Annotated in this window: 26 protein-coding genes; all 26 read right to left on the bottom strand. The window is 55.4% G+C overall.

Going from position 1 to position 22,521, the window contains the following annotated elements:
- Positions 1-20 precede the first annotated feature (20 nt).
- Positions 21-926: a flagellar hook-associated protein FlgL gene (gene flgL, locus GSVR_RS20400; protein WP_173195717.1), complete on the bottom strand. Its 906-nt coding sequence runs from the start codon at positions 924-926 to the stop codon at positions 21-23.
- A gap of 14 nt (positions 927-940) precedes the next feature.
- Positions 941-2,326, bottom strand: a complete 1,386-nt coding sequence (gene flgK, locus GSVR_RS20405; protein WP_173195719.1) for a flagellar hook-associated protein FlgK — start codon at positions 2,324-2,326, stop codon at positions 941-943.
- Positions 2,327-2,806 (bottom strand): flagellar protein FlgN, encoded by a 480-nt coding sequence (locus GSVR_RS20410; protein ID WP_173195721.1) that lies wholly within the window; start codon positions 2,804-2,806, stop codon positions 2,327-2,329.
- 31 nt (positions 2,807-2,837) lie between these two features.
- Positions 2,838-3,209 (bottom strand): rod-binding protein, encoded by a 372-nt coding sequence (locus tag GSVR_RS20415; protein WP_239077396.1) that lies wholly within the window; start codon positions 3,207-3,209, stop codon positions 2,838-2,840.
- 81 nt (positions 3,210-3,290) lie between these two features.
- Entirely contained in the window at positions 3,291-4,385 is a 1,095-nt protein-coding gene (locus GSVR_RS20420; RefSeq protein WP_173195723.1) for a flagellar basal body P-ring protein FlgI, read from the bottom strand.
- Positions 4,386-4,452: 67 nt separating this feature from the next.
- Positions 4,453-5,130, bottom strand: coding sequence for a flagellar basal body L-ring protein FlgH (locus GSVR_RS20425; RefSeq protein WP_173195938.1), 678 nt, complete (start codon positions 5,128-5,130; stop codon positions 4,453-4,455).
- A gap of 61 nt (positions 5,131-5,191) precedes the next feature.
- Entirely contained in the window at positions 5,192-5,902 is a 711-nt protein-coding gene (gene flgA, locus GSVR_RS20430) for a flagellar basal body P-ring formation chaperone FlgA (RefSeq protein ID WP_173195725.1), read from the bottom strand.
- A gap of 19 nt (positions 5,903-5,921) precedes the next feature.
- Positions 5,922-6,710, bottom strand: a complete 789-nt coding sequence (flgG, locus tag GSVR_RS20435) for a flagellar basal-body rod protein FlgG (RefSeq protein ID WP_173195727.1) — start codon at positions 6,708-6,710, stop codon at positions 5,922-5,924.
- A 46-nt stretch (positions 6,711-6,756) separates the two neighbouring features.
- Positions 6,757-7,488 (bottom strand): flagellar basal-body rod protein FlgF, encoded by a 732-nt coding sequence (gene flgF, locus GSVR_RS20440; protein ID WP_173195729.1) that lies wholly within the window; start codon positions 7,486-7,488, stop codon positions 6,757-6,759.
- Between the two features lie 11 nt (positions 7,489-7,499).
- Positions 7,500-8,231 (bottom strand): sigma-70 family RNA polymerase sigma factor, encoded by a 732-nt coding sequence (locus GSVR_RS20445; RefSeq protein ID WP_173195731.1) that lies wholly within the window; start codon positions 8,229-8,231, stop codon positions 7,500-7,502.
- A gap of 5 nt (positions 8,232-8,236) precedes the next feature.
- Positions 8,237-9,160 carry a MinD/ParA family protein gene (locus GSVR_RS20450; RefSeq protein ID WP_173195733.1) on the bottom strand — a complete coding sequence of 308 codons (924 nt, stop codon included), beginning with the start codon at positions 9,158-9,160 and terminating at the stop codon, positions 8,237-8,239.
- Positions 9,153-10,487, bottom strand: a complete 1,335-nt coding sequence (gene flhF / locus GSVR_RS20455) for a flagellar biosynthesis protein FlhF (protein ID WP_173195735.1) — start codon at positions 10,485-10,487, stop codon at positions 9,153-9,155. Before flhF ends, GSVR_RS20450 begins: the two co-directional genes overlap by 8 nt.
- Complete coding sequence (gene flhA, locus GSVR_RS20460; protein WP_173195737.1) at positions 10,477-12,564, bottom strand: flagellar biosynthesis protein FlhA; 2,088 nt, start codon at positions 12,562-12,564, stop codon at positions 10,477-10,479. Before flhA ends, flhF begins: the two co-directional genes overlap by 11 nt.
- A 229-nt stretch (positions 12,565-12,793) precedes the next feature.
- Positions 12,794-13,864 carry a flagellar biosynthesis protein FlhB gene (gene flhB / locus GSVR_RS20465; protein ID WP_173195739.1) on the bottom strand — a complete coding sequence of 357 codons (1,071 nt, stop codon included), beginning with the start codon at positions 13,862-13,864 and terminating at the stop codon, positions 12,794-12,796.
- A gap of 3 nt (positions 13,865-13,867) precedes the next feature.
- A complete protein-coding gene (gene fliR, locus GSVR_RS20470; protein ID WP_173195741.1) occupies positions 13,868-14,662 on the bottom strand; it encodes a flagellar biosynthetic protein FliR in 795 nt (264 codons plus the stop codon).
- Positions 14,663-14,665: 3 nt separating this feature from the next.
- Positions 14,666-14,935 (bottom strand): flagellar biosynthesis protein FliQ, encoded by a 270-nt coding sequence (gene fliQ, locus GSVR_RS20475; protein ID WP_173195743.1) that lies wholly within the window; start codon positions 14,933-14,935, stop codon positions 14,666-14,668.
- Positions 14,936-14,956: 21 nt separating this feature from the next.
- Complete coding sequence (gene fliP / locus GSVR_RS20480) at positions 14,957-15,724, bottom strand: flagellar type III secretion system pore protein FliP (RefSeq protein WP_173195744.1); 768 nt, start codon at positions 15,722-15,724, stop codon at positions 14,957-14,959.
- 3 nt (positions 15,725-15,727) lie between these two features.
- The gene (locus GSVR_RS20485) at positions 15,728-16,147 is read right to left on the bottom strand and encodes a flagellar biosynthetic protein FliO (protein WP_173195746.1); all 420 of its coding nucleotides are present in this window, start codon (positions 16,145-16,147) and stop codon (positions 15,728-15,730) included.
- Positions 16,144-16,443, bottom strand: a complete 300-nt coding sequence (gene fliN / locus GSVR_RS20490) for a flagellar motor switch protein FliN (RefSeq protein WP_173195748.1) — start codon at positions 16,441-16,443, stop codon at positions 16,144-16,146. The genes GSVR_RS20485 and fliN overlap by 4 nt, the downstream gene beginning before the upstream one ends.
- 2 nt (positions 16,444-16,445) lie before the next feature.
- A complete protein-coding gene (gene fliM / locus GSVR_RS20495) occupies positions 16,446-17,426 on the bottom strand; it encodes a flagellar motor switch protein FliM (protein WP_173195750.1) in 981 nt (326 codons plus the stop codon).
- Positions 17,427-17,440: 14 nt separating this feature from the next.
- Positions 17,441-17,962: a flagellar basal body-associated protein FliL gene (gene fliL, locus GSVR_RS20500; protein WP_173195752.1), complete on the bottom strand. Its 522-nt coding sequence runs from the start codon at positions 17,960-17,962 to the stop codon at positions 17,441-17,443.
- Between the two features lie 148 nt (positions 17,963-18,110).
- Positions 18,111-18,905: a flagellar hook-basal body protein gene (locus GSVR_RS20505; protein WP_173195754.1), complete on the bottom strand. Its 795-nt coding sequence runs from the start codon at positions 18,903-18,905 to the stop codon at positions 18,111-18,113.
- A gap of 91 nt (positions 18,906-18,996) precedes the next feature.
- Complete coding sequence (locus GSVR_RS20510) at positions 18,997-19,386, bottom strand: TIGR02530 family flagellar biosynthesis protein (protein WP_173195756.1); 390 nt, start codon at positions 19,384-19,386, stop codon at positions 18,997-18,999.
- Positions 19,387-19,389: 3 nt separating this feature from the next.
- A complete protein-coding gene (locus tag GSVR_RS20515) occupies positions 19,390-20,061 on the bottom strand; it encodes a flagellar hook assembly protein FlgD (protein ID WP_370552054.1) in 672 nt (223 codons plus the stop codon).
- Positions 20,062-20,069: 8 nt separating this feature from the next.
- Entirely contained in the window at positions 20,070-21,923 is a 1,854-nt protein-coding gene (locus tag GSVR_RS20520) for a flagellar hook-length control protein FliK (RefSeq protein ID WP_173195760.1), read from the bottom strand.
- Between the two features lie 70 nt (positions 21,924-21,993).
- Positions 21,994-22,491: a hypothetical protein gene (locus tag GSVR_RS20525; protein WP_173195761.1), complete on the bottom strand. Its 498-nt coding sequence runs from the start codon at positions 22,489-22,491 to the stop codon at positions 21,994-21,996.
- Between the last annotated feature and the right edge of the window lie 30 nt (positions 22,492-22,521).

A 22,521-nucleotide genomic window follows, 5' to 3' on the forward strand; every position in this document is an offset into this window, starting at 1 on the left:
TGTGTAAAAGCAGGAATTTGCTAACTCAGATAATCAAGCAGCGAAAGCTGGGAAAGCTTCGCCGTAGCCGACAGGGAAGCATTGAATGCTGTCTGCTGCTGGCTCAGTTCAACGGCCAGTTTGGCGTAGTCCACATTCTGAGTGTTGCTGTATATGGTGCTCAGAGTGTTTTTGTTGTTCTCATTCAGCGTGGACATGCTGTCGAGCCGCTGTACACGCGCAGCCACGTCAGTCTGAGCGTTGGTAACCTGCTGGGCACCGGCCTCCAGGGCCTTGGCCCCCGCCTGAATGGCGTCCACATCATTGCTGCCGATGGCAGCGATCAGATCGTCGAAGGCCTTGAGAATATTGGTGCTGCCATAGGGTTTCGAGGTTGCCGAGTCGGCAGTGAGGAGCTGATTTCCCGGAATGTTCATCTGCTGGATGCTGGAGGGAGCAATTTCTATTTTAAGAGCAGTCTCGTCACCCGAATAATAGGGCGCTGTGGAATTGAAAGGCGCTGTGGTACTTACGGCGCCGCCAAAGATATACTGACCGTTTATCTCCGTGTTGCCCATGTCGATCAGTTGCTGCTTCAGTGTCTTCAGCTGATCGATGGCTGTCTGGCGCGTAGTCTCGTCGCTTGTACCATTCGCTACATTGGAGACCTGCTTCTGGGCCAATTGTATGGTGCTGGACATGCCGTTCAGGGCCGTGCTGGTGACCTGCTGCCAGATGTTGGACTTCGTTATGTTGCTTTGGTACTGGTCACCCGCTTTGACTTTGTCACCAATGTCCAAGAGCAGTGCGGTATTGACCGGATCGTCACTGGGGCGGTTGATGTTGTATCCGGTGCCTATCAGTTCATTGAGCTTGTCCAGCTTGGCCCTACCCTGCTGGATGTTGTACAGCGAATTCTGCGAGGTTATGTTGGCAGTGATGCGCATGGTGTCCTCTCCTGTTACCGTATCATGGCAATGACCGTGTCCATCATCTCGGTCGCGGTGGTGATCAGCTTGGCCGAAGCCTGATAGGAACGCTGATATTTGACCAGATTGGTCAACTCCTCGTCCAACGAAACGCCGGAGTTTGATTCGCGCAACGTCATCAGTTGATTTGTGAAGGTGGTGTCCTGCGCTACGGTATTCTTGCTCGACTGTACGTCAAGCCCAATTTGGCTGACCAGTCCATTGAAATAGCTACCGAACGTGGCAGTGCTTCCGGACATGATGTTCTTGTTCTGCAACTGTGCCAGGGCAAGGGCATTGCTGTTGTCGCCCGGCAGGGTGGCGCTGCCCGATGCCGCGATCTTGTCGACACCGGTGATGTCGGCAGTGTTCAGTGTAATGGTTGCGGCTGTAGTGCCGGTAAAGAAATCCTTTCCTGCATCGCCGTTCAGATCGTATCCGCTGTTGTGAGCTGCATTGACCTGTGTGGCGATTGCGTTTGCCAGCGCATCAACCTTGGCTTGATAGCCGGGAATAATCGTATCGCGCAACGTCAGGGTCGCCCCCAACTGTCCGGTTGTCGGCGAAACCAGCGTAGCCGCTCCTCCCGGAGGGGTCACATTCACATCGTAAAGTCCCGTACTCGAATTGGTCGTCAATGAAAACGACCCGGCGGTGCCTCCCGTTACCAGCGCTGCGCCACCGTCCTTATAGTTTATATCGGTGGTTCCGTCGCTGTTTTCCGTATAGGTGATGCCGATCTGCTGCGACAGGTCCCGTATCAACTGATCCCGCTGATCGCGCATCTCATTGGCATTACCGCTCACCAGTTCGGTGGTCTTTATCTGTTGATTGAGCTGGGCGATGTTCTTAAGAGTAGCGTTGATGCTGTCCGTCAACGGAACCAGCGAGTCGTTCTGGGTGGTAACGGCATTCGCCAGGGTCGTGTTGACCGCGTGGAAGTTGTCGGTCAGGATTTGAGCTCGGCTCATCACGTTCGTGCGCTCGGCGGATCCGGTAGGATTGAGGGTCAGGTCCTGCCAGGCCGAGAAAAAATTGGTAATAGCCGCACCCAATCCGTCATTGGTGACTTCATTGAAAGTCGGCTCGATTTGCTGCAAGACATTCGATTTTGTCGTATCGTAACCAAGGGTGGTCTGGGCATTGACGAGCTGTTGCTGCAGGAGTCCGTCGTAATAGCGTTCCACCGTGGAAATTTTTACCCCCGTGCCCAAGGGAAAACCATTGGACGTAGTGGGGGGAGCGTTCTCCAGAATCACCCGCTGGCGGGAATAACCGGGCGTATTGACATTGGCGATGTTCTCGCCGGTCACCTCGGTGGCGATTTGATAGATTTTGAGACCGTTCTTGCCGATCTCCATGGCTGCACTAAGTCCCATTCAGGCCTCCCTGTTGATCATCACCGACCCGGTCGGCCGCTGCTGATAGCCGCCGGAAGCGCCGTAGATATTTGATTGATTGATCACGCGGGACAGAAGGTCCAGCGAATTTTTTACCGATGCTGCAAAACGCTCCGCGATTTCTCCGTTCATTGCCAAACGTTGCCTGATCCGTTCTGCCACCTGGTTCAGATCACGGTGCAGTCGCGGGATATCCTGGTTGCTCTTGACTGCTGCTGCAACCGCTCCCAACGTGGCGGTGGCGGATAGCCCTTCCCGGGCCGCAGCACTGCTGATTGCCTGGCGCAGTGAGACAGCGTGCTCTTTTATGCGCTGAGACAGTTCTTCCTTCAGGTCGTTTATCTCTGCCATGGCGTCCAGTTTCATATCGGCAAGCTCACGGCTTTCCCGCTCCAACAGCTCATGCAACTCCCGCAGGAGCCCCAAATGCACGGAAAGTTCCTCTGCCAGCTTTTTCATTACCATAGATATCCCCACCAAATCCCTGCTGCTATTCCTTTGTATCGATGGTTCGCGGAATGCGCCGACTCTCCTGCCGGATAATTTCCTTTTCGATCTGTTTCGCCAGTCCCAATCCCCCGCGCTTGACGGCTGCCGCGGCATACTCCTGATCCAGAAGCGAACGGTAGGCATCTTCCCCATGACCGCCTCCGGTCAGCTTGTCCTGTGCAACCGTCTCGCGCATGGATTTCATCATCATACCGATGAAAAGCGCTTCGAAATCCTGGCCAACCTTTTTGGCCTGCAGCCGCTGCTTTTCACTCAGCCCGGCCGCATCGGTCTGCTGCCGCTGCAGCTGGCGCGCCTTGTCTGCGGCCTCATCCCCTGCCAGGGGCATGTACTGTGGCAAACCGATATCCATTGGCATTACCTTCTTATCGCCCAATCGGGCAGCTTCTTGAGGATAAACGTAGTACCACCGTGCGTGTTCATCGTTACCGTGCTAAATAATCGTCAGTTCGGCCTGCAGCGCTCCGGCTGCCTTGATGGCCTGAAGAATGCCGATCAGATCCCGCGGTGTAACCCCCAGGGTATTGAGTGCCCGCACGACATCGCCGATGGTGGCACCCTCGGATAAAACCGACAGGCGACGCGACTCCTCCTCGACCTTCAGCTCGGTGCGCGGCACCACCTTGGTTTCACCGGTGGTGCTGAGCGGAGCCGGCTGGGAAACCCGGGGAGTTTCCTTGATCACCAGGGAGAGGTTGCCGTGGGACACGGCCACCGTCGAAATCCTGACCTGTTCCCCCATCACGATGGTTCCGGTGCGCTCGTTGAGTACAACCTTGGCGATGGTATCGGGCCGGACATCGAGCGTCTCCACTACCGAGATGAAATCGATCATCCGGCCGGCATAGGCCTCCGGGATCTGAATTGCCACTGCCCCGGGATCGGCTGTGGACGCAATGGCGGTGCCGAATTTCTCATTGATGGTGCCCGCCATCCGTGATGCAGTGGTGAAATCGGCCTGGGCCAGGTTCAAACGCAGCTGCGATTTGCCTGCCAGGGTATTGGGCAGTTCACGTTCCACCAGGGCTCCGGCAGGGATTCTCCCGGCAGTGGGGTGATTTTTCTGAGCGCTGGCAGCCTGTCCGCCAAAAGCGAACGAGTTGGTGAGCACCGAACCTTGGGCCACGGCATACACCTGGCTGTCGGCGCCCTTGAGCGGCGACATGATCAGTGTGCCACCGGCGATGCTCTTGGCGTCTCCCAAAGAGGAAACCAGTACATCCAGCCGATTACCCTGTTTTGCAAAAGGGGGCAGTGTGGCAGTGACCATCACGGCTGCCACATTCTTGACCTTGATCAGGTTGGGATTGATGCTGACTCCCATCCGTTCCAGCATGGCCGAGATGGACTGCAGCTGGATTCGTGCCTGGTCGCTGTCGCCGGTGCCGTTCAGCCCGACCACCAGGCCGTAGCCAACCAACTGGTTCTCACGCGCGCCTTCAAATGAAGCCAAATCCTTGATGCGCACTGCGTGGGCGCTGGAAGCCAGAACCAAAGCCATCAGTATGGAGGTGACAATTATCTTCATGCGAATTCCAATCTCCGGAAACGGTTTCCATCACACGTCTGTTCACTGATGCGATGACGTTTCCTCTTTAAAAAGGCCAGATCTTGTCGAGGAAGTTCATCAGCCAGCCCGGTCTCTGGCGGTCGGAGATGATGCCCTTGCCGGCATAACTGATACGGGCATCGGCAATGTAGATCGAATTGACGACGTTGTCCGGCCCGATATCGGTCGGACGAACCGTCCCTTCAATGACGATGATCTGGTCCTCGTCATTGACCTTGACATTGCGGCGCCCCTCGATCAACAGGTTCCCGTTGGGGGTCACATCCACCACTTTGGCGGTAACCGTGGCCTTCAGAGTCTCCTGTCGGGAGGTATTTCCGGACCCGGCGTATTTGGAGCTGACACTGGCATTGATAAGCTTGCTGAGATCCATGACATTCTTGATGCCGGTTGTCTCAAGACCCAAAAGGTTAGGGATGCCGGCATTAACCGCCGACTCGCGCGACGTATCGGTCTTGGCCTCCTTGGAGGCGCTGGCCGATTCGGATATCACAATGGTGACGATATCACCCCTGCGACGCGCCTTGAAGTCATCGGTCAGGCCGGCCGAGCTTGCCTGCCAGATGGAGCCGCTGGAATAATCCGCCTGCTGCCGGGGGAGCTGCTGATCAAAGGCGGCTGTTTTGACGTCAGTCGTCTGGGTCACACATCCGCATAACACTACGCTTGCCAGTACAATCAGATTTGCTGCCTGTCTCATGATTCCGACCTCGTTCACACCATTTCCTCGTGCCGCATCCCGTCCCGACGGACGGGCTCCGGCGTTAGAACACCACCAGTACCGTGCCGGCATCGATGATACGGGCAGATAGTTCTTTCAGAGAGTTGAGATTCTGCACGACGATGGTGTCCCCTTCGGCTCCGCTGCCTCTGGCCTTGCCCGTCACCGTGATACGCATGGTCGGGCTCTCTGCGACGATGGTAACCATCTGTCCCGATTTCACCAGCGGCACCTTTTCCAGCTGATCGTTCCTGAGCGTGCTGTTGGGTTTCAAGGTAGTGCGTGCCACCTTGCCGACGGCATCCTCGATCCTTTTCAGGTAACGCCCCTGGGACGCAGCGACGTCCTGCCTGCGCACGGCGAGATCTGCTGCGGACAGAACCTGTCCCCGATCGATCTGGCGTACGGTTACAACCATATCAGCCAGGGCCTCGACCTCGACCCTGACCGCGATGTTCCGCACGATCCGGTCCTTTTGCCGGGCAATCACCGCAATGCTGACAGATCCCCATCCTTCCCACTGCTGGGGGGCAACGACCTCATACTCCAGCGTTCCCTCCGGCAGGAGAGGATTGCCACTGATGGAGAGACGCCGGATGCTGGTTTCACAACCGAGGTTTGCCGTTTTCTGCTGTACAAAAGCGGACACTGCGTTCCGGATCTCGGTTTCGCGAAGCGGCGACAGGGCCGGTTCTGCCTTGAGCGGCTTCCAAAGCAGAAAAAGGCATAGCATGATAATCGTCAGTATTCTCATCTCAGCTGTACCGAAACCGCTACCTTCTCAGGTTGTTAGCCGTCTGGAGCATCTCGTCAGCAGCCTGCACCGCCTTGGAGTTGATCTCGTAGGCACGCTGTCCCACGATCATGTTGACCATCTCTTCAGCTACATTGACGTTGCTCATCTCCAGCATCCCTTGTGCAATCGTCCCCAGTCCGTTCTGCCCAGCAGTGCCGGTCGTTGCGGCTCCCGAAGCGTCGGTCGGCTGATAGATGTTCCTTCCGAGACTTGTGAGACCGGAAGGATTGGAAAAGGAGGCCAGCTGAATGGTCCCGACATTGGTAGGGGTGGTCTGGCCGGCCTGCATCACGGAAACTGTCCCGTCACTGCCGATATTGATCTTGGTGGCATTGTTGGGTATCACGATCTCCGGCAGCAGCGGGTTCCCATCAGGAGTCACCACGCGTCCCTGGCTGTCCCTCTTGAAGGCGCCGGCCCGGGAATAACCGGTGGTACCGTCCGGCTGCTGTATCTGGAAAAAGCCATCCCCTTCGATGGCAATGTCAAGTTCATTGCCGGTCTGGGAGAAATCGCCGGCGGTAAAGATTTTCGAAACCGAGGCAAGACGGGTTCCCAGGCCGATCTGAATACCGTTTGGTACCTGAGTCGCATTGGTCGAAGGCGCTCCGCTTGATTTCAGGTTCTGATACATCAGGTCCTGGAAATCGGCACGACTTCTCTTGAAACCGGTGGTGTTGACGTTGGCCAGGTTGTTGGCCACCACGTCTATGTTCTTTTGCTGCGCCTCCATACCCGAGGCTGCTGTCCAAAGTGCTCGTATCATGCTTCAGCTCCTTTTTTGTCCATTGTTGAAAGTCACTGCATAACCGTTACAGACGGCCCAGATCATTGGTCGCCTTGGTTGCCATATCGTCATACCCCTTGATCACCTTTGAACACGCCTCAAAATACCGGGTGGTTTCGATCATCTGCACCATCTCGCTGATGGTGTCCACATTGGAACCCTCCAGTTGTCCCTGCAGAATCGCGCTCTGCGCCGCCTGCGGGTTTGCCTGGGCACCGGGAACGAATAAGGCCTTGCCAACTTTGGTCAGATTATAAGGTTTGGGAAAATCGACAATGCTGATCGTACCGGCAGGAGTACCGTCGACGCTCACCACTCCTTTGGCATCAATTTCGACCTTGCCCCCCTGAACCTGGATCGCGCCCCCCTGGCCAAGGACCGTATGACCGTCACTGGTCACCAGAGTTCCATCGGCTGCGAGCCGGAAGTTGCCCTGCCTGGTATAGGCCTGACCATCGGGAGTATTGACCACGAAGAAACCGTCGCCGTCAATGGACACGTCCAGCGGATTTCCGGTCTGCGCTATCGGCCCGGCACTGTAGTCGATGTAAACGTTTTCCTTCTGAAGAATCGGATCGGCCGTACTCCCCTGAGGAACAGCCGGTGGATTGACTGAACCTGCCAGCATGCTTTCAAACGTCATCTTTTCCTTTTTGTAGCCGGGAGTATTGACGTTGGCAAGATTGTTACTGATGATGTCCAGCCGTTTCATGGCTGCAATATTGCCGGAAAGAGCAGAGTACATGCCGCTATTCATCGAGTTCTCCTTTACGCTTTGTACAGCTTCAGTTTGCCCCTCAACCTGACCATGGCCTGGCTGAGTATCTGCGAAATGCGGGATTCGCTGACCCCCAGTGTTTCACCGATTTCCTTCAAATTGAGATCTTCGTTGTAATATAAAGTAACCGCGAGCCGTTCCTTCTCTGGCAGGGTGTCAATCGCCTGCCCCAGGGCCTCGGTCAGTTGCATCATGATAACCTGTTGTTGAGGGCTCTTGGCGTCACTTTTCAACACGTCCGCCAGACAGAGCGTATTGCCCTCCTCATCGTCCCAACTGTCGTCCAGGCTGATGAACGAGATTACATGCACATCTTCAAGCAGATCGTAATATTCATCCAGCCCGACCCCCAGAGACTGCGCCACCTCTTCACCGGTCGGGTTACGGCCCAGCTGATGCTCCAGAATCATCACCTGTCGCTCGAGCCGCTTATACTTGTCGCGCATGGATCGACTCAATACGTCGTATGAACGAAGCTCGTCGATGATCGCTCCGCGAATATGCTGCTCAGCGAAGGTTTTGAACAGCACGCCGCGGTTGACATCGAAACGATCGGCTGCATTTATCAGGCCAACCACCGCAGCGCCGGTCAAGTCCTGCAGGTCAAGATGAGGAGGCAACTGGGGGACGATCCGGGCCACGAGGTAACGAACCAGGGGCATGTGTTCCAGAATCAGCTCGTCTCTGACCGTATCACCGTGTATGGACTGTGCTGAGGGCATGACCGCTACCCCGAGGGATTTTCCAGAAATCGCCTGAAGAAAAACTGGATATTTCCCTTAAGGCGGGCTTGCCGGGTATTTTCCGTCACCCGCTTCGCCAATGTGGTAAAACAGCCGGCTGCTTCGGAATCGGGATAAAGCTCACAGACTGCCCGCTGCCGCTTGACAGCCTCGACCACCTTCTCATCCTTGACCACACAACCGAGATAGTCGAGCGAGATGTCCAGGAAACGGCCAGCCACATTGGCAAGCTTGCGGAACACCTCCAGGGCGTCCTCGCTGTCCTTGGCCATATTTACCAGTACCTTGAAATGGTGCTCGGAGTAACGGGTGGCCAGCAATTTGATCAGGGCGTACACATCGGTTATAGAGGTCGGTTCCGGAGTTACTACCACGATGATCTCCTGGGCGGCTACCGTAAAATACGTGACGTTTTCGGAGATGCCGGCCTCGGTGTCAACAATCATGATATCGAACTGTTCTTCCAGCATGTCCAGTTCATCCAGAAGCTTGAGCTTCTCGTGCTGGCCGAGACTGGTAAGTTCCTGCACACCTGATCCCGCCGGGATGATCTTGATGCCGGCCGGTCCGTCAATCAGAATATCGGAGAGGTTTTTTTCACCGTTCAGGACATGGTTCAAATTGTAGACCGGTGAAAGCCCCAGGAGCACGTCCAGATTACCGAGCCCCAGATCGGCGTCAATCAGCAGCACCTTCTTGCCTTGCATTGAAAGTGCAATAGCAAGGTTCGATACCACATTGCTTTTGCCGACCCCTCCTTTACCGCTCGTCACCGAAATTACGCGGATACCTTTCTGGATCGAGACGTCCCCCTGCGGGGCTGCATCTGACTTCTGCTTCTTTCGGGCGCTACGAGCCATTTCCCGAAGCGTGTCGGCCTGATCGCCCATTCCGATTACATCACTCATTTGGTGCTCCCCGCAGAATCAATTCAGCCAGTTTTGCCGAGGTAGCCACTTCAATATCCTCAGGAACGCGTTGTCCGGTGGTGAAGTATGCAATTTGCAGATTATCCTTCATCAGCAGGTTGATCATATTTCCCAGGCTCTCGCTTTCATCGATTTTTGTGAAGACCACTTTGCTGATCTGGAAAATGCTGAATCGGCTCAGAATTTCTTCCAGTTCCCGGTCTTTGGTAGTAGCTGACAGACAGAGATAGACCTCGATCGGTATCTTGTTGTCGAGGAAATTCTTCATTTCATCCAGCTTTTCCTTATCCTTGTGGCTGCGGCCGGCGGTATCGACAAAAATCAGATCGCAGGCAGCATGCTTTTCAACCGCCTTTTCCAGTTCCTTGGGTGTGGAGGCAACTTCCAGAGGAATTCCCATGATGCGGGAGTACGTTTTGAGCTGTTCGACTGCACCCACGCGGAAGATATCCATGGTGATCAGTGCTACCTTGTTACCGCGGTTAAGGGCGTACATGGCAGCCAGTTTGGCGGTGGTGGTGGTCTTGCCGACGCCGGTCGGGCCGACCAATGCGATGATACGCGGCGAATTCTTGCGCAGCTTCAATGTCCCGGCAAACTTGATCAGGCGTCCGAAGGTTTCGCCCAGCCGGCTCCTGACCGTCTGGCTGCCCCCTTCTACCGGCAGCGTTGCAAGGGTATCGAGGATTTTTCTGATCAAGTCGGTGGAGATACCGTTTCTACTCAGTTCCTGGGCCAACGGCGAGTCTTCCGGAAGAATCTCCGCGCCGGTCTGCCCTTCGGCGGCAGACTGCTCGGCATTGGGCCACTGAATCGTCCTGGCGCCACCCCCCTCCTGGCTCTTGGCGAGGGTGTTGAGCAGCAACTTCTTTATTTCCTCCAGATCTCCGCGCGGAATATTGTTGAGGCTGATGCCGGCCTCCTGAGCAGCCGCCATCTGCGGTAATCCCGTCTCCGGCTCCTGCCTGGCGGGCTCCTCGCGGCGGGAAAGCGCCTCAACCCTTTCGCGCAGCTCCCTGAGTTCTCTGGCCAAAGGGGCCAGCATCGAGTTTTCCAGGTCCTCCTTGGCAGTTCTCTCACGCACCTGCTGCTCCCGATACGCGGGAGGGACAGGAGCGGAGGGCGCCGGTTTACGGACCGGGTCTATGGCCGCTGTCACGCGATAAACCTGTTTGCTGAAAAAACCGAAGAGGCCGCCGGTCTTTTCCTTTTTAGTCGACAGAATCATCGCATCTGGACCAAGCTCGGCCTTGACCATGCGCAGGGCCTCGGCCATGCTCGCGGCTTGAAAAGTCTTAACCAACATTTACGCTCACCACTCCCAGTGATTGTATTTTGATGTTCTGCGGGATTTCATTGTGTGACAGTACCGCCATGTGCGGGACAAAGCGCTCAATCAGCTTTCTCACGTGCCGACGGATGGATGGAGATGCCAGCAAGACCGGCTGGGCACCGCTCATACCGAAACGCTCTGACATCGCACGGATGCCGGTGATGATCGCCTGGGCGGCATTCGGCTCAATGGCCAGGAAGCTGCCCTGATCGGAGGGCTGGATCGCTTCGGCAATGGTATCCTCGATCTCACGGCTGAGGGTGACCAGGCAGAGGGTGTCATCCTCCAGCTTGTACTGATCGACGATAAAACGTCCCAAGCCTTGGCGGACGAACTCGGTCAGCACCTCGGGGTCCTTGGTGAGCGAGGCGTAATCGGCCAGCGTCTCCAAGATGGTGCGCAGATCGCGGATTGAGACGCCTTCCCTGAGCAGTCCCTTCACCACCCGCAATACGGTGCCAAGATTGAGCTGGTTGGGGATCAGCTCCTCCACTACCTTTGGAGCGGTAAGAGCCACATTGTCAAGCAGTTGCTGCATTTCCTGGCGGCCGACCAGTTCATGGCTATGCCGTTTGATGATCTCGCTGATGTGGGTCGCCACTACGGTGGTGCTATCCACCACGGTATACCCCTTGATCTGGGCCTCATCACGTCCGTCAGAGTTGATCCAGAACGATGGCAGACCAAAAACCGGTTCTTTGGTGCCGACACCGTTCAAGCTACCGGTCACCGCGCCCGAATCCATGGCCAGGTACTGGCCGGTCAGTTCACTCCCCCCCACGCGGGCACCACGGATCAGCAGATTATACTCGTAAGGCTTGAGCTGCAGGTTGTCGTGAATATGAATGGGCGGCACGACAAAACCGAGCTTCTGGGCGTACTGGCGGCGGATCGAGCGGATCCGTTCGAGCAATTCGCCATCCTGTGAAGCATCGACCATCGGCACGAGCCCATAGCCCACCTCCAGCTCCAGCACGTCCAGCGGGCGAATAGCCGCGGCCTGGTCCGCCGACTCGTCTCCGGCGCCGGCCTCCGGCAGAGCTGCCAGATCCTCGACAACCTGGGCCTTTTCCCGGGACATTTTGCCGAGCAGAAAGGTTACCCCGGAGAGCAGCAGAAAGGCGAAATGGGGCAGTCCGGGGATCAGCGCGAACAGGAACAAAACCCCGGAGGAGACGTAAAACGCCTTGGGGTAATTCATGAACTGGCCGGTGATCTCGCTGCCGAAATTGTCCTCATCCGCCGAGCGGGTGACGATGATACCGGCGGCCGTGGAGATGATCAGTGCCGGGATCTGGGCTACCAGCCCCTCGCCGATCGTGAGCAGGGTATAGTTGGTCAGTGCCGCCGTGATGGGCATTCCCTGCTGAAAAACACCGACGATCAGCCCCCCGAAGATGTTGACCATCACGATCAGAATCCCGGCCACCGCGTCACCGCGGACGAACTTGCTGGCGCCGTCCATGGAGCCGTAGAAATCTGCTTCTCGTGCAATCTTCACCCGTCGGGCGCGGGCCTCTTTCTCCGTGATCATACCGGCCGAAAGGTCGGCATCGATGGCCATCTGCTTGCCGGGCATCGCATCCAGGGTAAAACGGGCTGTAACCTCGGCAACGCGGCCGGCACCCTTGGTAATGACCACAAAGTTAATGATTACAAGAATCAGGAATATGACGGCGCCGACGACATAATTGCCGCCGACCACGAATTGCCCGAAGGCCTTGATGACGGCACCGGCGGCCTCAACCCCTTCGCTGCCATGCAGAAGAATCAGACGCGTTGAAGCGATGTTCAGCGCCAACCGAAAGAGCGTGGTAACCAGAAGGACGGAGGGAAAAACAGAGAAATCCAAGGGGTGCTGAGTATAAAGACAAACCAGCAGAATGCAGAGCGCTATGGTGATGTTGGCCGCCAGAAAGAGGTCCAGCAACATCGACGGCAACGGGATGATCATCAGCGACAGGACCCCGATCAGGGCGACTGCCACATAAATATCGGAATTCTTGCGAAAGCCTTTTAACTCTATAGCCTGAACCGTACCGTTTGCCATTGTATTCCCAGTGTATTTTCTGCCCCAAAATGCCGCAAAAAGCACATTTGATTTGCATTTTTCATGCCGCTACCGGCTCTTCCGTTTTTGAACAGGCACGGCTAGTTTGTATCAAAAACAGATAGTTATCTTTCAACGCCCGTCCACTTCCGTGGAAGCACCACGTCAAAGTATTGAAAATGTCATAAAATTGACACCCGCTCACAACCGGCCCCCTACAAGCCGCACCTCATACCTTGCCTTTTATCCGGTAGACATAGGCCAGAATTTCGGCGACAGCGGCATACAGCGATTCCGGTATGGCCTCGTTCTCATCGACCTGATCATACAGTTCGCGGGCCAGGAACCTGTTTTCGACCAGGGTGATCTTGTGCTCCTGAGCGATTTTCTTGATGGCCTGGGCCATTACGTCGACCCCTTTGGCGATCACCACCGGCGCTATCATTCGTGCACGATCGTATTTGAGCGCAATTGCATAATGCGTCGGGTTGGTAATGACCACATCGGCGGTCGGTATGATCTTGGTCATGCGGCGATGCGCCATCTGGAACTGCATCTTCTTGATGCGTCCCTTGATCTCCGGGTTTTCATAGTCCTTCTGCTCATCCTTGACCTCCTGCTTGGTCATCTTGAGCTTCTGGATATAATCCCACTTGACATACATCAGATCCAGGACCGCGATGATCAACATGATGCCGCAGGTGTGGATGACGATCTTGAAAGCGACATGCCCCATGTAATCCGCGATTGAGGCAATATCGGCCTCAGCCATGAAGGTGATGTTCTGCACCTCGTCGCGCAGCACCCGGTAAGCAATGAATCCGATCACGGCCAGTTTCAGGAATGACTTGACCACCTCCAGCAGGGCATTCTTATTGAAAAGGCGGCCGAATCCGGTAAGCGGATTGAGCTTGTCGATCTTGAACCCAACCCGCGTCCACCTGACTTCCAATCTGCCGCCGTCCTGGACCGCATGAGAGGTGATCGAGGTGAGCAGAATCGTGACTATGAGCGGAGCCAGCACCATCACGATCAGCAGAAACAGCCTGAGAACAAGATTGTACAGATTCTGTTCGGTCATCTGGAAACTGCTGATCGAACTGAGGATTTCCACGCTCTTTTCCGAGATGCTCGCAAACATGAAATTGCCGAACAGATACAGGCAGATCATCCCGGTCAGCAGCGTGAAGGTGGAAGTCATCAGGATGCTGGTGGGAGGCGTCCCTTCTTCCCGAGCCTTTTCCAGCCGCTTTGAAGTCGGTTGTTCGGTCTTGGAATGCTTGTCTACATCATCGGCCAAAAATCATCCCCCCTTTGCCATCAGCCTGAAGAGGGTCGTAATCTGCTGGTTGACAGTTGCGAAGGAAACTTCGAGCACATGGAAGAAGATCGTGAGCGTCAGACCGAGAACTATCAGGCCTATGCCGATATTCATTGGCATGCTGACCATGAAAATGTTCATCTGGGGGAAGGCGCGGGCCATTATGCCCAGCGTTACGCTGGTAAGCAGCAGGGCTACCATTACCGGGGCTGCCAGTCTGATTCCGAGCACCAGGATTTCGGAGGTGCTCCGGATCAGAAAGGCGATGATCTCGCCGTTCAAATGCCAGCCACCGAGGGGCACGATGCGGAAGCTGTCCACAATGGTACGGATGAACAGGTGGTGGATGTTTGTAGCCAGGAACATCAGTGTGGCAAGCAGGGTCTGCATGACTGACATGATCTGCGTCTGATGACCCTGAGAAGGATCGATTACCGAAGACATGGTAAAGCCCATCTGCAGGCCGATAATCTGTCCGCTGAACTCCACAGCGGAAAAGATCACCTTGGTTATGAAGGACATGGTTACGCCGATCATGATCTCCCGTCCTACCAGGAGGGCCAGGGTGAATGCGTCAGATGGCATCTCGGGAGCGGTCGGGCTCAAGGGGGGAAAACAGACCAGGGTGATCATGACCACAATGATGACCTTGATGCGCATGGGCACCGCCTGCCCTCCGAACACCGGCAATGCGGCGAAGATGCCGGCTACGCGGCTCAACACCAGGCCAAACAGGATCACCTCCCGCGGAGTTGGGAAGGGGAGCAGGGGAAACATCGGTCAGCGCCTCATGGTGGCGATAAGGGAATAGATCTCCCTGGTGAAGTCCCCCATGTAGGTCATCATCCAGGGGAAAAAGATGATCATGGCAATCATCACGGCGACAATCTTTGGGGCGAACGCCAAGGTCGCCTCGTTGATCGAGGTTACAGCCTGGAAGATACTGATAAGCAGCCCCACCACAAGGCTGAACAGCAGCAAGGGGGCCGACAGCATCAGGGCGGCCTCGAAGCTGCGTCGTGCAAGTTGGACAACCAGTTCAGGCGTCATAGCAAGTCCTCTTCGGATACATCAACTGAAACTCTTCACCAGTGAACCGATCACCAGCCCCCAGCCATCCACCAAGACAAAAAGCAGGATCTTGAACGGAAGCGAGATCATCACCGGGGGCAGCATCATCATGCCCATCGACATCAGCACCGACGCCACCACCATGTCGACAACAATGAAAGGGATATAGATCAGAAAGCCGATCTGGAAGGCGGTTCGCAATTCCGAGATCATAAAGGCGGGGATAATGGTCAGCGTTGGTATCTCGTCTGCGTTTTTGGGCCTCGGCAACTTTGAGAGACTGACAAACAGGGCCAGATCTTTCTCTCTGGTCTGGGACAGCATGAATTTTCGGACCGGCTGGACGGCGCGGTCTATGGCCAGATCCTGGGAGATCTGCTGGGCCTTCCAGGGCTGATATGCCTCACGGTTGATCTGTTGCCAGACCGGATTCATCACGAAAAAAGTCAGAAACATGGCCAAAGCCAGGATGACCTGATTGGAGGGAGCCTGCTGCGTCCCCATGGCTGTGCGCAAAAAGGAAAGCACCACCACGATGCGGGTGAAGGAGGTGGTCATGATCAGCAGACCCGGCGCAAGAGTCAGAATGGTCAGCAGAAAGAAGATCTGAATAGTCGTGGCAACTTCGCCCGGTTTGGTTGCCGTACCCACGCCGATATTCAGGGACGGCAGGGGCAGCGATTCCGCCAGGACTGCACCTGCGGAAAGAGTGATCAACAGGGCCACAACCCCGGCTATCGGCCATCTGAAACGTGTTTCGGCAATCATGCTTTACCCTTTTCGCCTGGTTGCGGCCTTGCGGAACAAACTGAGCATATCGGACCTGACATTGTGGGCCTCTTCGAGTACCTCGATCTCTTCGATCAGATTCACCTGCTTGATCAAGGAGAGCCCATCCTCCGTACTGGACAGCAGCAGATACTCTCCACCGACCTCTATCAGCAGCAGGGCCTTTTTGGGTGAAATGTACCGCGTTTCCAGTACCCGGATATGTTTTGAAGTGAACTGGGCCGCTCCACCGCCGAGTTTTGCGGTAAAGTGCCTCGTCAGCAGAATGAGTCCGACTACAATGGAAAGTGCGGCGACCATCTGGATCAAACTGGAAAAAAAACTGAACCCCTGGCTGGCAGGACTTTCGGCGCGGGCTAATGTTGGCAGGATGAGGAGCAGTGCGGTGACCGCTCCCTTCACAGGATTTTCTCCACCCGTTCATTCGGACTGACGATGTCGACCAGGCGCACACCGAATTTTTCGTTTACCACGACAGCCTCACCACGGGCGACCAGCTTCGAGTTCACGAAGATGTCGAGTGGTTCGCCAGCCAATTTGGTGAGTTCTACGACAGCCCCCTGATTCAGCTGGAGAACGTCCTTGACCAGCAGTTTTGTCCTGCCAAGTTCTACAGTTACCTGCAACGGTATGTCCAGGATGAAGTCCAGATTCTTCCTGTCCTGCTCGGCATCCTTCACTTCGGTTTTTTCACTCACGTCTATCCCCCGTTGACGATATCTATCGCGCTGATCTGTACTGCCTTGTTTCCGTGCCGAATTCCGGGAATGCCGAGATATTTGGGCACACCTTCGACCTTGATCTGCAACTCGCTGGAGCATGGCTTGTCCAGCATGATCGTATCTCCCGGCGCCAGCTCCAGCAGCTCCCGCAGGGTAATGCCGGCGTTGCCCATTTCAACGGAAAGCTCGAGCGGCGCCTCGAGAAGACCGGATGACAACCGGAACGACCATTGAGGATCGATGGCCATCAGGTCGAATTGCATGCCGGCCTTCAGTTTGTCCCGGATCGGATCGATCGTCATGTAAGGAACGGCAAAGACCATATTGCCGGAGATGTCCTCAATCTGAATCTTAAGCGACATGGTAACGATCTGGTACTCAGGCGGAACGATGTTTACCAGTCGAGGGTTCATTTCCATGCGTAACAGATTCATGTGCGTACTGTAAAGCGGAGCCCAGGCCTTCTCGAGATCGAGCAGAATATCTCTGGCGATTTTCTCCATCAAACGCAATTCAATCGAGGTAAACAGGCGATTCTGAGTGGAGACTTTCGTGGTGCCGGTGCCTCCCAGCAAGCTGTCCACCAGTGACAGGACCAGGGTGCTGTCCAACGACAAAAGGGCAGCGCCTTTAAGGGGCTCAATCTTGAAAATTGCCATACAGACCGGCGATGGCAGTGTCTGCAGAAAATCGTCGAATTTATACGAGCGTGCCCCCACCTTCTTTATCTCGACCACTTTGCGAAGCCGATTCGAAAGATTGACGCGGTTATACCGTATGAAGCTGTCGTAGATGATGTCCAGGTTGGGGACAAAACCTTTGTGAGCCTCGGTATTGAAGAGATCGTAAGTGACGGCGCTCCCTTCAGACTTTGCCAGTTCTCGCTCGGGCTCTATCCGGCCATCGAAAACGGCGTTGAGGAGTGCCTCAATCTCAGCTTTGGTAAGAATTTTTTCCATAACAGCCAGGGGCCCTACTGGACAACGAAATCGGTAAAGTACACTTTGGCGACTTTGCCGGGCGGTATCAGTTTATTGACGGTAAGCAGAATTTCTTCCTTGAGCTGGTTCTTGCCTTGAGCATCCTGTATATCATGCAATGTCTTGGCACTCAGCAGAACAAGAATGCCATCCCTGATGGGGGCCAGGCGCTCGTCTATTTCGGTCTTGGCCATAGGAGCCGCCATCTCCATCTCTACCTTGACTTTCAGGTAGCGCAGCTCCTGTCCATCGTAAATGTTGACAATGAAAGGCTCAAGAGCAAGCATCCGGGATGCGCCTCCACCCTCACCGGCACTAGCGGTGCCATGTCCCCCTTCAGCTTTCGCCTCGGTTTTGGCCCCTTCCTTGCCAGCCTCCTTCTTGTCGCCCTTACCCATTACCATGAAGGCCACGATACCGAGAATGACGACTGCAGCCACGGCAGCGCCGATAATGATGAACGTTTTCTTCTTGCCGCCACCTTCCGTTTCGGCGACCTGCTCGTCTCTGGCCATTTCACTCCTCCTGCAAAAAATGCGACGTATGTGAATCTTAAGGTATCTTGGAAATTTAAAACGAACGAGATGTTTTTGCAATACTTACGGCGACGGAAGCGCGCACGGCTTTTATGCAGCGCGCGCTTCCGTCTTTGAAACTTTCAAATTACCGCTTCAAATTAAGCACTTCCTGCGTCATTTCATCTGCCGTAGTGATGGTCTTGGAGTTGGCCGAGTACGCCCTCTGGGTCAGGATCATCTTGACGAACTGTCCGGCCATGTCCACGTTGCTTATCTCCAGGGAGTTGGAAAAGATCTTGTCGTTAGTCGTAGGCGCGGCCGTAGTCACAGTCCCCGACTGGGCGGTTGCCGCGTAAAGGGTGCCGCCTCTTTTTTCGAGTCCGCCGGGATTCGGCACGGTCGCTATACCGAGCTTTGTGGCGTACTGCTTCGTAGTACCGTCAGACATAAGAGCGGTAATTGTTCCGTCAGCATCCACGCTGCTCACCTTGGTGAAATTAACGGCGGGAGGTCCAGCAACGTTCAGCGTCGAAAGATCAATGGGAGCGCCGGCACTGTCAAGGACCTTGAGGCCATCGGGATTAACCAGATACTTGTTCTGGGAATCCATGCGGAATGCTCCGGCACGACTGTACAGGGCATTGCCCGAAGCATCCTGGAGAGCAAAAAAGCCGTCCCCCTGGATAGCGAGGTCGGTTACCAGTTCAGTGGTTTCGAAGGTGCTCTGGCTAAAGACATCATCGACCTTCTGAATCTGGGTGCCGCGCCCGATCTGCGAGCCATTGCCGATGTTGGCGGATAGCATGTCGGAAAACAGCATGCGGCTGCTTTTGAAACCAACGGTATTGACGTTGGAAAGGTTGTTGCCGATCACGTTGATGCCTTCTGCGTTGGCCAAGAGACCGGATACGCCGGTAAACATTGCGGATGTGATACTCATTGTTGCCTCCTAAATCGTTTGAGGTTGGAAAGCGCGTCAGTCGGTCGGCGCTTCCTGGGCTTCCTCTCGGAGGGCCAGCCCTGGTTGAGTCTTAGATGATCACTGCTGAATCGATATTCGTGAAAACGTTTCCCTGCATTTGCGTACGGTCCATGGCTGTCACGACCGTGCGGTTCTTGATGCTCACCACCAACGCCGCATCCCCCATCATGACGAGCGATTCTTTGCCACCTTTCCGGGCAACGCTGTCGACAGCCCCTTCGAGATTGGCCAAATCGCTGGCAGAAAGGTTGATATTACGGGCTTTCAAACGCTCCTGCGCATGCTGGGAGAACTTAACACCCTGTGCAGGGAGTTTCGCATCCAGCACCGAGGCGAACGAAGACCCCGATGCCGTCCCGGAGGCAGGTGTCTGACGTGATTGAGGCCGATCCTGCCGTACCGGCTGAACCGGATTCGGAAAAAACACCTGATCGACCATTCACTACGCTCCTTTTACGCTGATGACATCGGACAGAGCGACAGAAATCCCACCGACAGTCAGCATCGGTGTACCATTGGCAAAAGATACGCCGTCGACAATCCCGGTCGTATAAGTAGTGGCTGCCACAGCTGTTCCATTGGCTGCCGTACCGTTGACGGCAAAATGATACGTACCGGCCGGCAGCAGGTTGCCGTTATTGTCGCGACCATCCCAGCTGTAGCTGGCATCACCGGCTGCCGATGCATCCAACGTGGCGGTCCTGACGGTGTTTCCGGCACTGTCTTTGATCGAAACCACTGCCGACGATGTCGCCACCGGCAGATTGAACTGCAATGAAGCCGCCGAGGTGCCGTCAAACGCAACTGCGTCGCCATTCGCTTTCAGATTGCCGCCAACAAAGGATACGGCGTTGATGGAATTGGCATTGTTCTGGGCAGTCAGCAGGCTCTGCAGTGTTGTATTGCTGTTGTACGACTGTTCCAGCATGGACAGTTGCGAGAGCTGGTTCAGCATGGCACTGGGGTCCTGCGGCTGCAGGGGGTCCTGGTACTGCAACTGGGCGATGAAAAGTTTCAGAAAATCGTCCTTATCCATGCCGATGGACTTTTTCATTGCGGCGGCAGCCGCGCTTGCATCAGTTGTTGAAGTTACACTGTCTACCACGTTAATCACCCCCTCTTTCAAAAATGAAGATCAAGCATCGACTGGTCCGTCCTGGCAAAATATACCGGCTGTGCTGAAGCAATTTCCGCCGTCGGGATACGATAGCCGCCCGAAGCAAGCCACTGCTGTGCCTGCCTGTTTCTGGCAAGCTCGCGCCAGTCTCCCTGGGTACCGCCATGCTGGCTGCCGGCCTCACTACCGCCGGACGTCACACTGAACTTATCCATGGTGATGTTCTGGCGCGATAACGACTCCTTCAGCGAATCAACATGCTGAAGCAGGCTTTCTCTGGCCATTTTGTTCTCCGCAACAATCTCGACTCTCAGGTGCTGATCTTCGAGTCTGAGATGCACCTTGACATCGCCAAGCTGCTCGGGGGAAAGCTTGAGCACTACCTGCTCGCTTCCTGATTTCAGCTCATGCGTGCCGAGACGATCTCGTACCTGTCCGGCGATGTCCTCGCGGACATTGACATGGACCTGTTCCGCTTGCAGCGTCGAAGATGATGCCGCGTCAACCGAAACAGACTGATGCCCAACCACCGTGTGCGGGAGCACCGTATGGGGCACTTCCGGTGACTGTTGCGTAAAACCTGGGGCCCCCTGTTCCATTGAATCCGAAGTGGAACCTTTGAAACTCGAGGATACTTCTTTTTCCAACTGCTGTACTGTCTCTGTCACAATTTTGTTTTGCCCGGCACTCTTTTCAGGAGTACGAACATTTACTTCCTGACCATTGCCAAGTGCCACTTCAACAGCCGCCGAGCGGGAGAATCTGAACCCGGAAGGCTGAACCGGCAACACTCTCTTTGCAGGGCCGACCTCTTCCCTGGCGCTTCCGTCAGGCAGCACGGAAGTGTTTTCTGCGACAACCATTTCTGCTACGTCCATCCGCGGGGGAACCTGCTGCGACACACTTTTCCCGGGGGTGGTTGCCTGTACGGCGTCGATGGTGACCGTTGCGGTTTTTGCAGCGGTTACGTCTGCTACCTCTTTCGTTCCATCGGAGCCATCTGCTGTCTTTGCTTCAGACGATCGACTGCTTTCAGCACGAGCAGGTGTCGTTGCGGCAGCCACTGGCATGTCCTGTGTAGCTGCAGCTTTAACTGGAATTGCCGCAGATTGCATCTGACGGGTTTCCAATGGTATTGCCGGATCACTGTGCAGTGTAACATCCACCGGTACTTCAGGGTGGTCCGGCACCGGCACCGACACCCGACTCATCGATTGTTCTGAGGTAGTTCCGGGAACAACGGACGGCGGACTATCCACATGCACGGCAACCTGCTCAGGTGTTACCAACTGGGCTGTCAACTGAGTTGTCTGCGGGCCTGTCGGGAATACTGCACCGGTTTTGGCTGCCGATTGAACCGAAACGACGGCGACTTCGGAGCCTTTCTCGGCATCCTCTTCACGGCTCGGTTGCAGAGTATTCAGGTCCGGCATTCTGCCGTTCAATTGCGAGGTCAGCATCGCTCCTGCCGCGCTTTCCGCCAAGTTCTGCGGTTCCCAGATATCTGCTTCCGTTTTTTTCGGTTCTTCCACCTTCATGTCCATTACCGGTTCAGTGTGCTGCACCGATTTGCCCCCTCCATCCGGTTGAACATCGCTGAGGAGTGACATTAAGACTTCCCCAGAGGGATCAACCGGCAATGCCGGTTGGCCTGCTACGTCTTCAGCAGTTACTGCCGGGGAAACAGCCTTTGTTGCACCTGCTGCAATCGGAAACGAATGCGACAGGCCAGGGGCCATCTCCTTCAACATTCCTGCAAATACACTTGCCGCTCCTTCCAGTGCCGGTGAGGGTGCTGTCGTGGCGGCAGGCACGGTAACGCCAAGTGCCAAGTCTGCTACGATCTGTCCTGTATTCATTTTTTCTCACCTCCCTTCCTTCAGATTTTCAGGGAATGGACAGAGTTGCTACCCTGAAGTGAAATGATATCTAGACGCCTTTGAGATTATCGTTGATCCATTTAAAAACTCGTGGCTGATTGAGATAAGGCATCAACTTCAGAACGGTCTTGGCATCCATCTGGTCAAGCATGGAAATGACCATACCCTCATCCATTTTATCCATGTATTTGCCAGCTTGCTCCGGACGCATTTTTTTGATCAACGCCATCATTTTCTTGCGTTTCTCGTCCTGAACCTTTTTCTGGGCCTTCAACGAATCGTCCAGCCGCTTCTTGCTCTCTTCCAGTGCCTTGACCTGAGACTCAAGCCGGGCAGCCAACTTTTTCAGTTCCTGCTCCTTGGCCGCAACAGCCGCTTCTCGTTCAGCCAATTGCTGACGGCGGGCGTCCTGGATTGCCTTTTCCTCACGAGCGGCACGAGACGCACTCAGAGACGGCGGCTCTGCGGCCGCACCGGATTCCTTTGCCGGTTCCCCGGCAGACTTCTGTATCGTTGCACCTTCGGCTGCCGACAGTGCGAACGGCATCCACAGGCAGCAGATCAGGACCGCCGCCTT

Origin of the sequence: Geobacter sp. SVR (genome assembly GCF_016865365.1) — a bacterium.
Taxonomy (GTDB): domain Bacteria; phylum Desulfobacterota; class Desulfuromonadia; order Geobacterales; family Pseudopelobacteraceae; genus Pelotalea.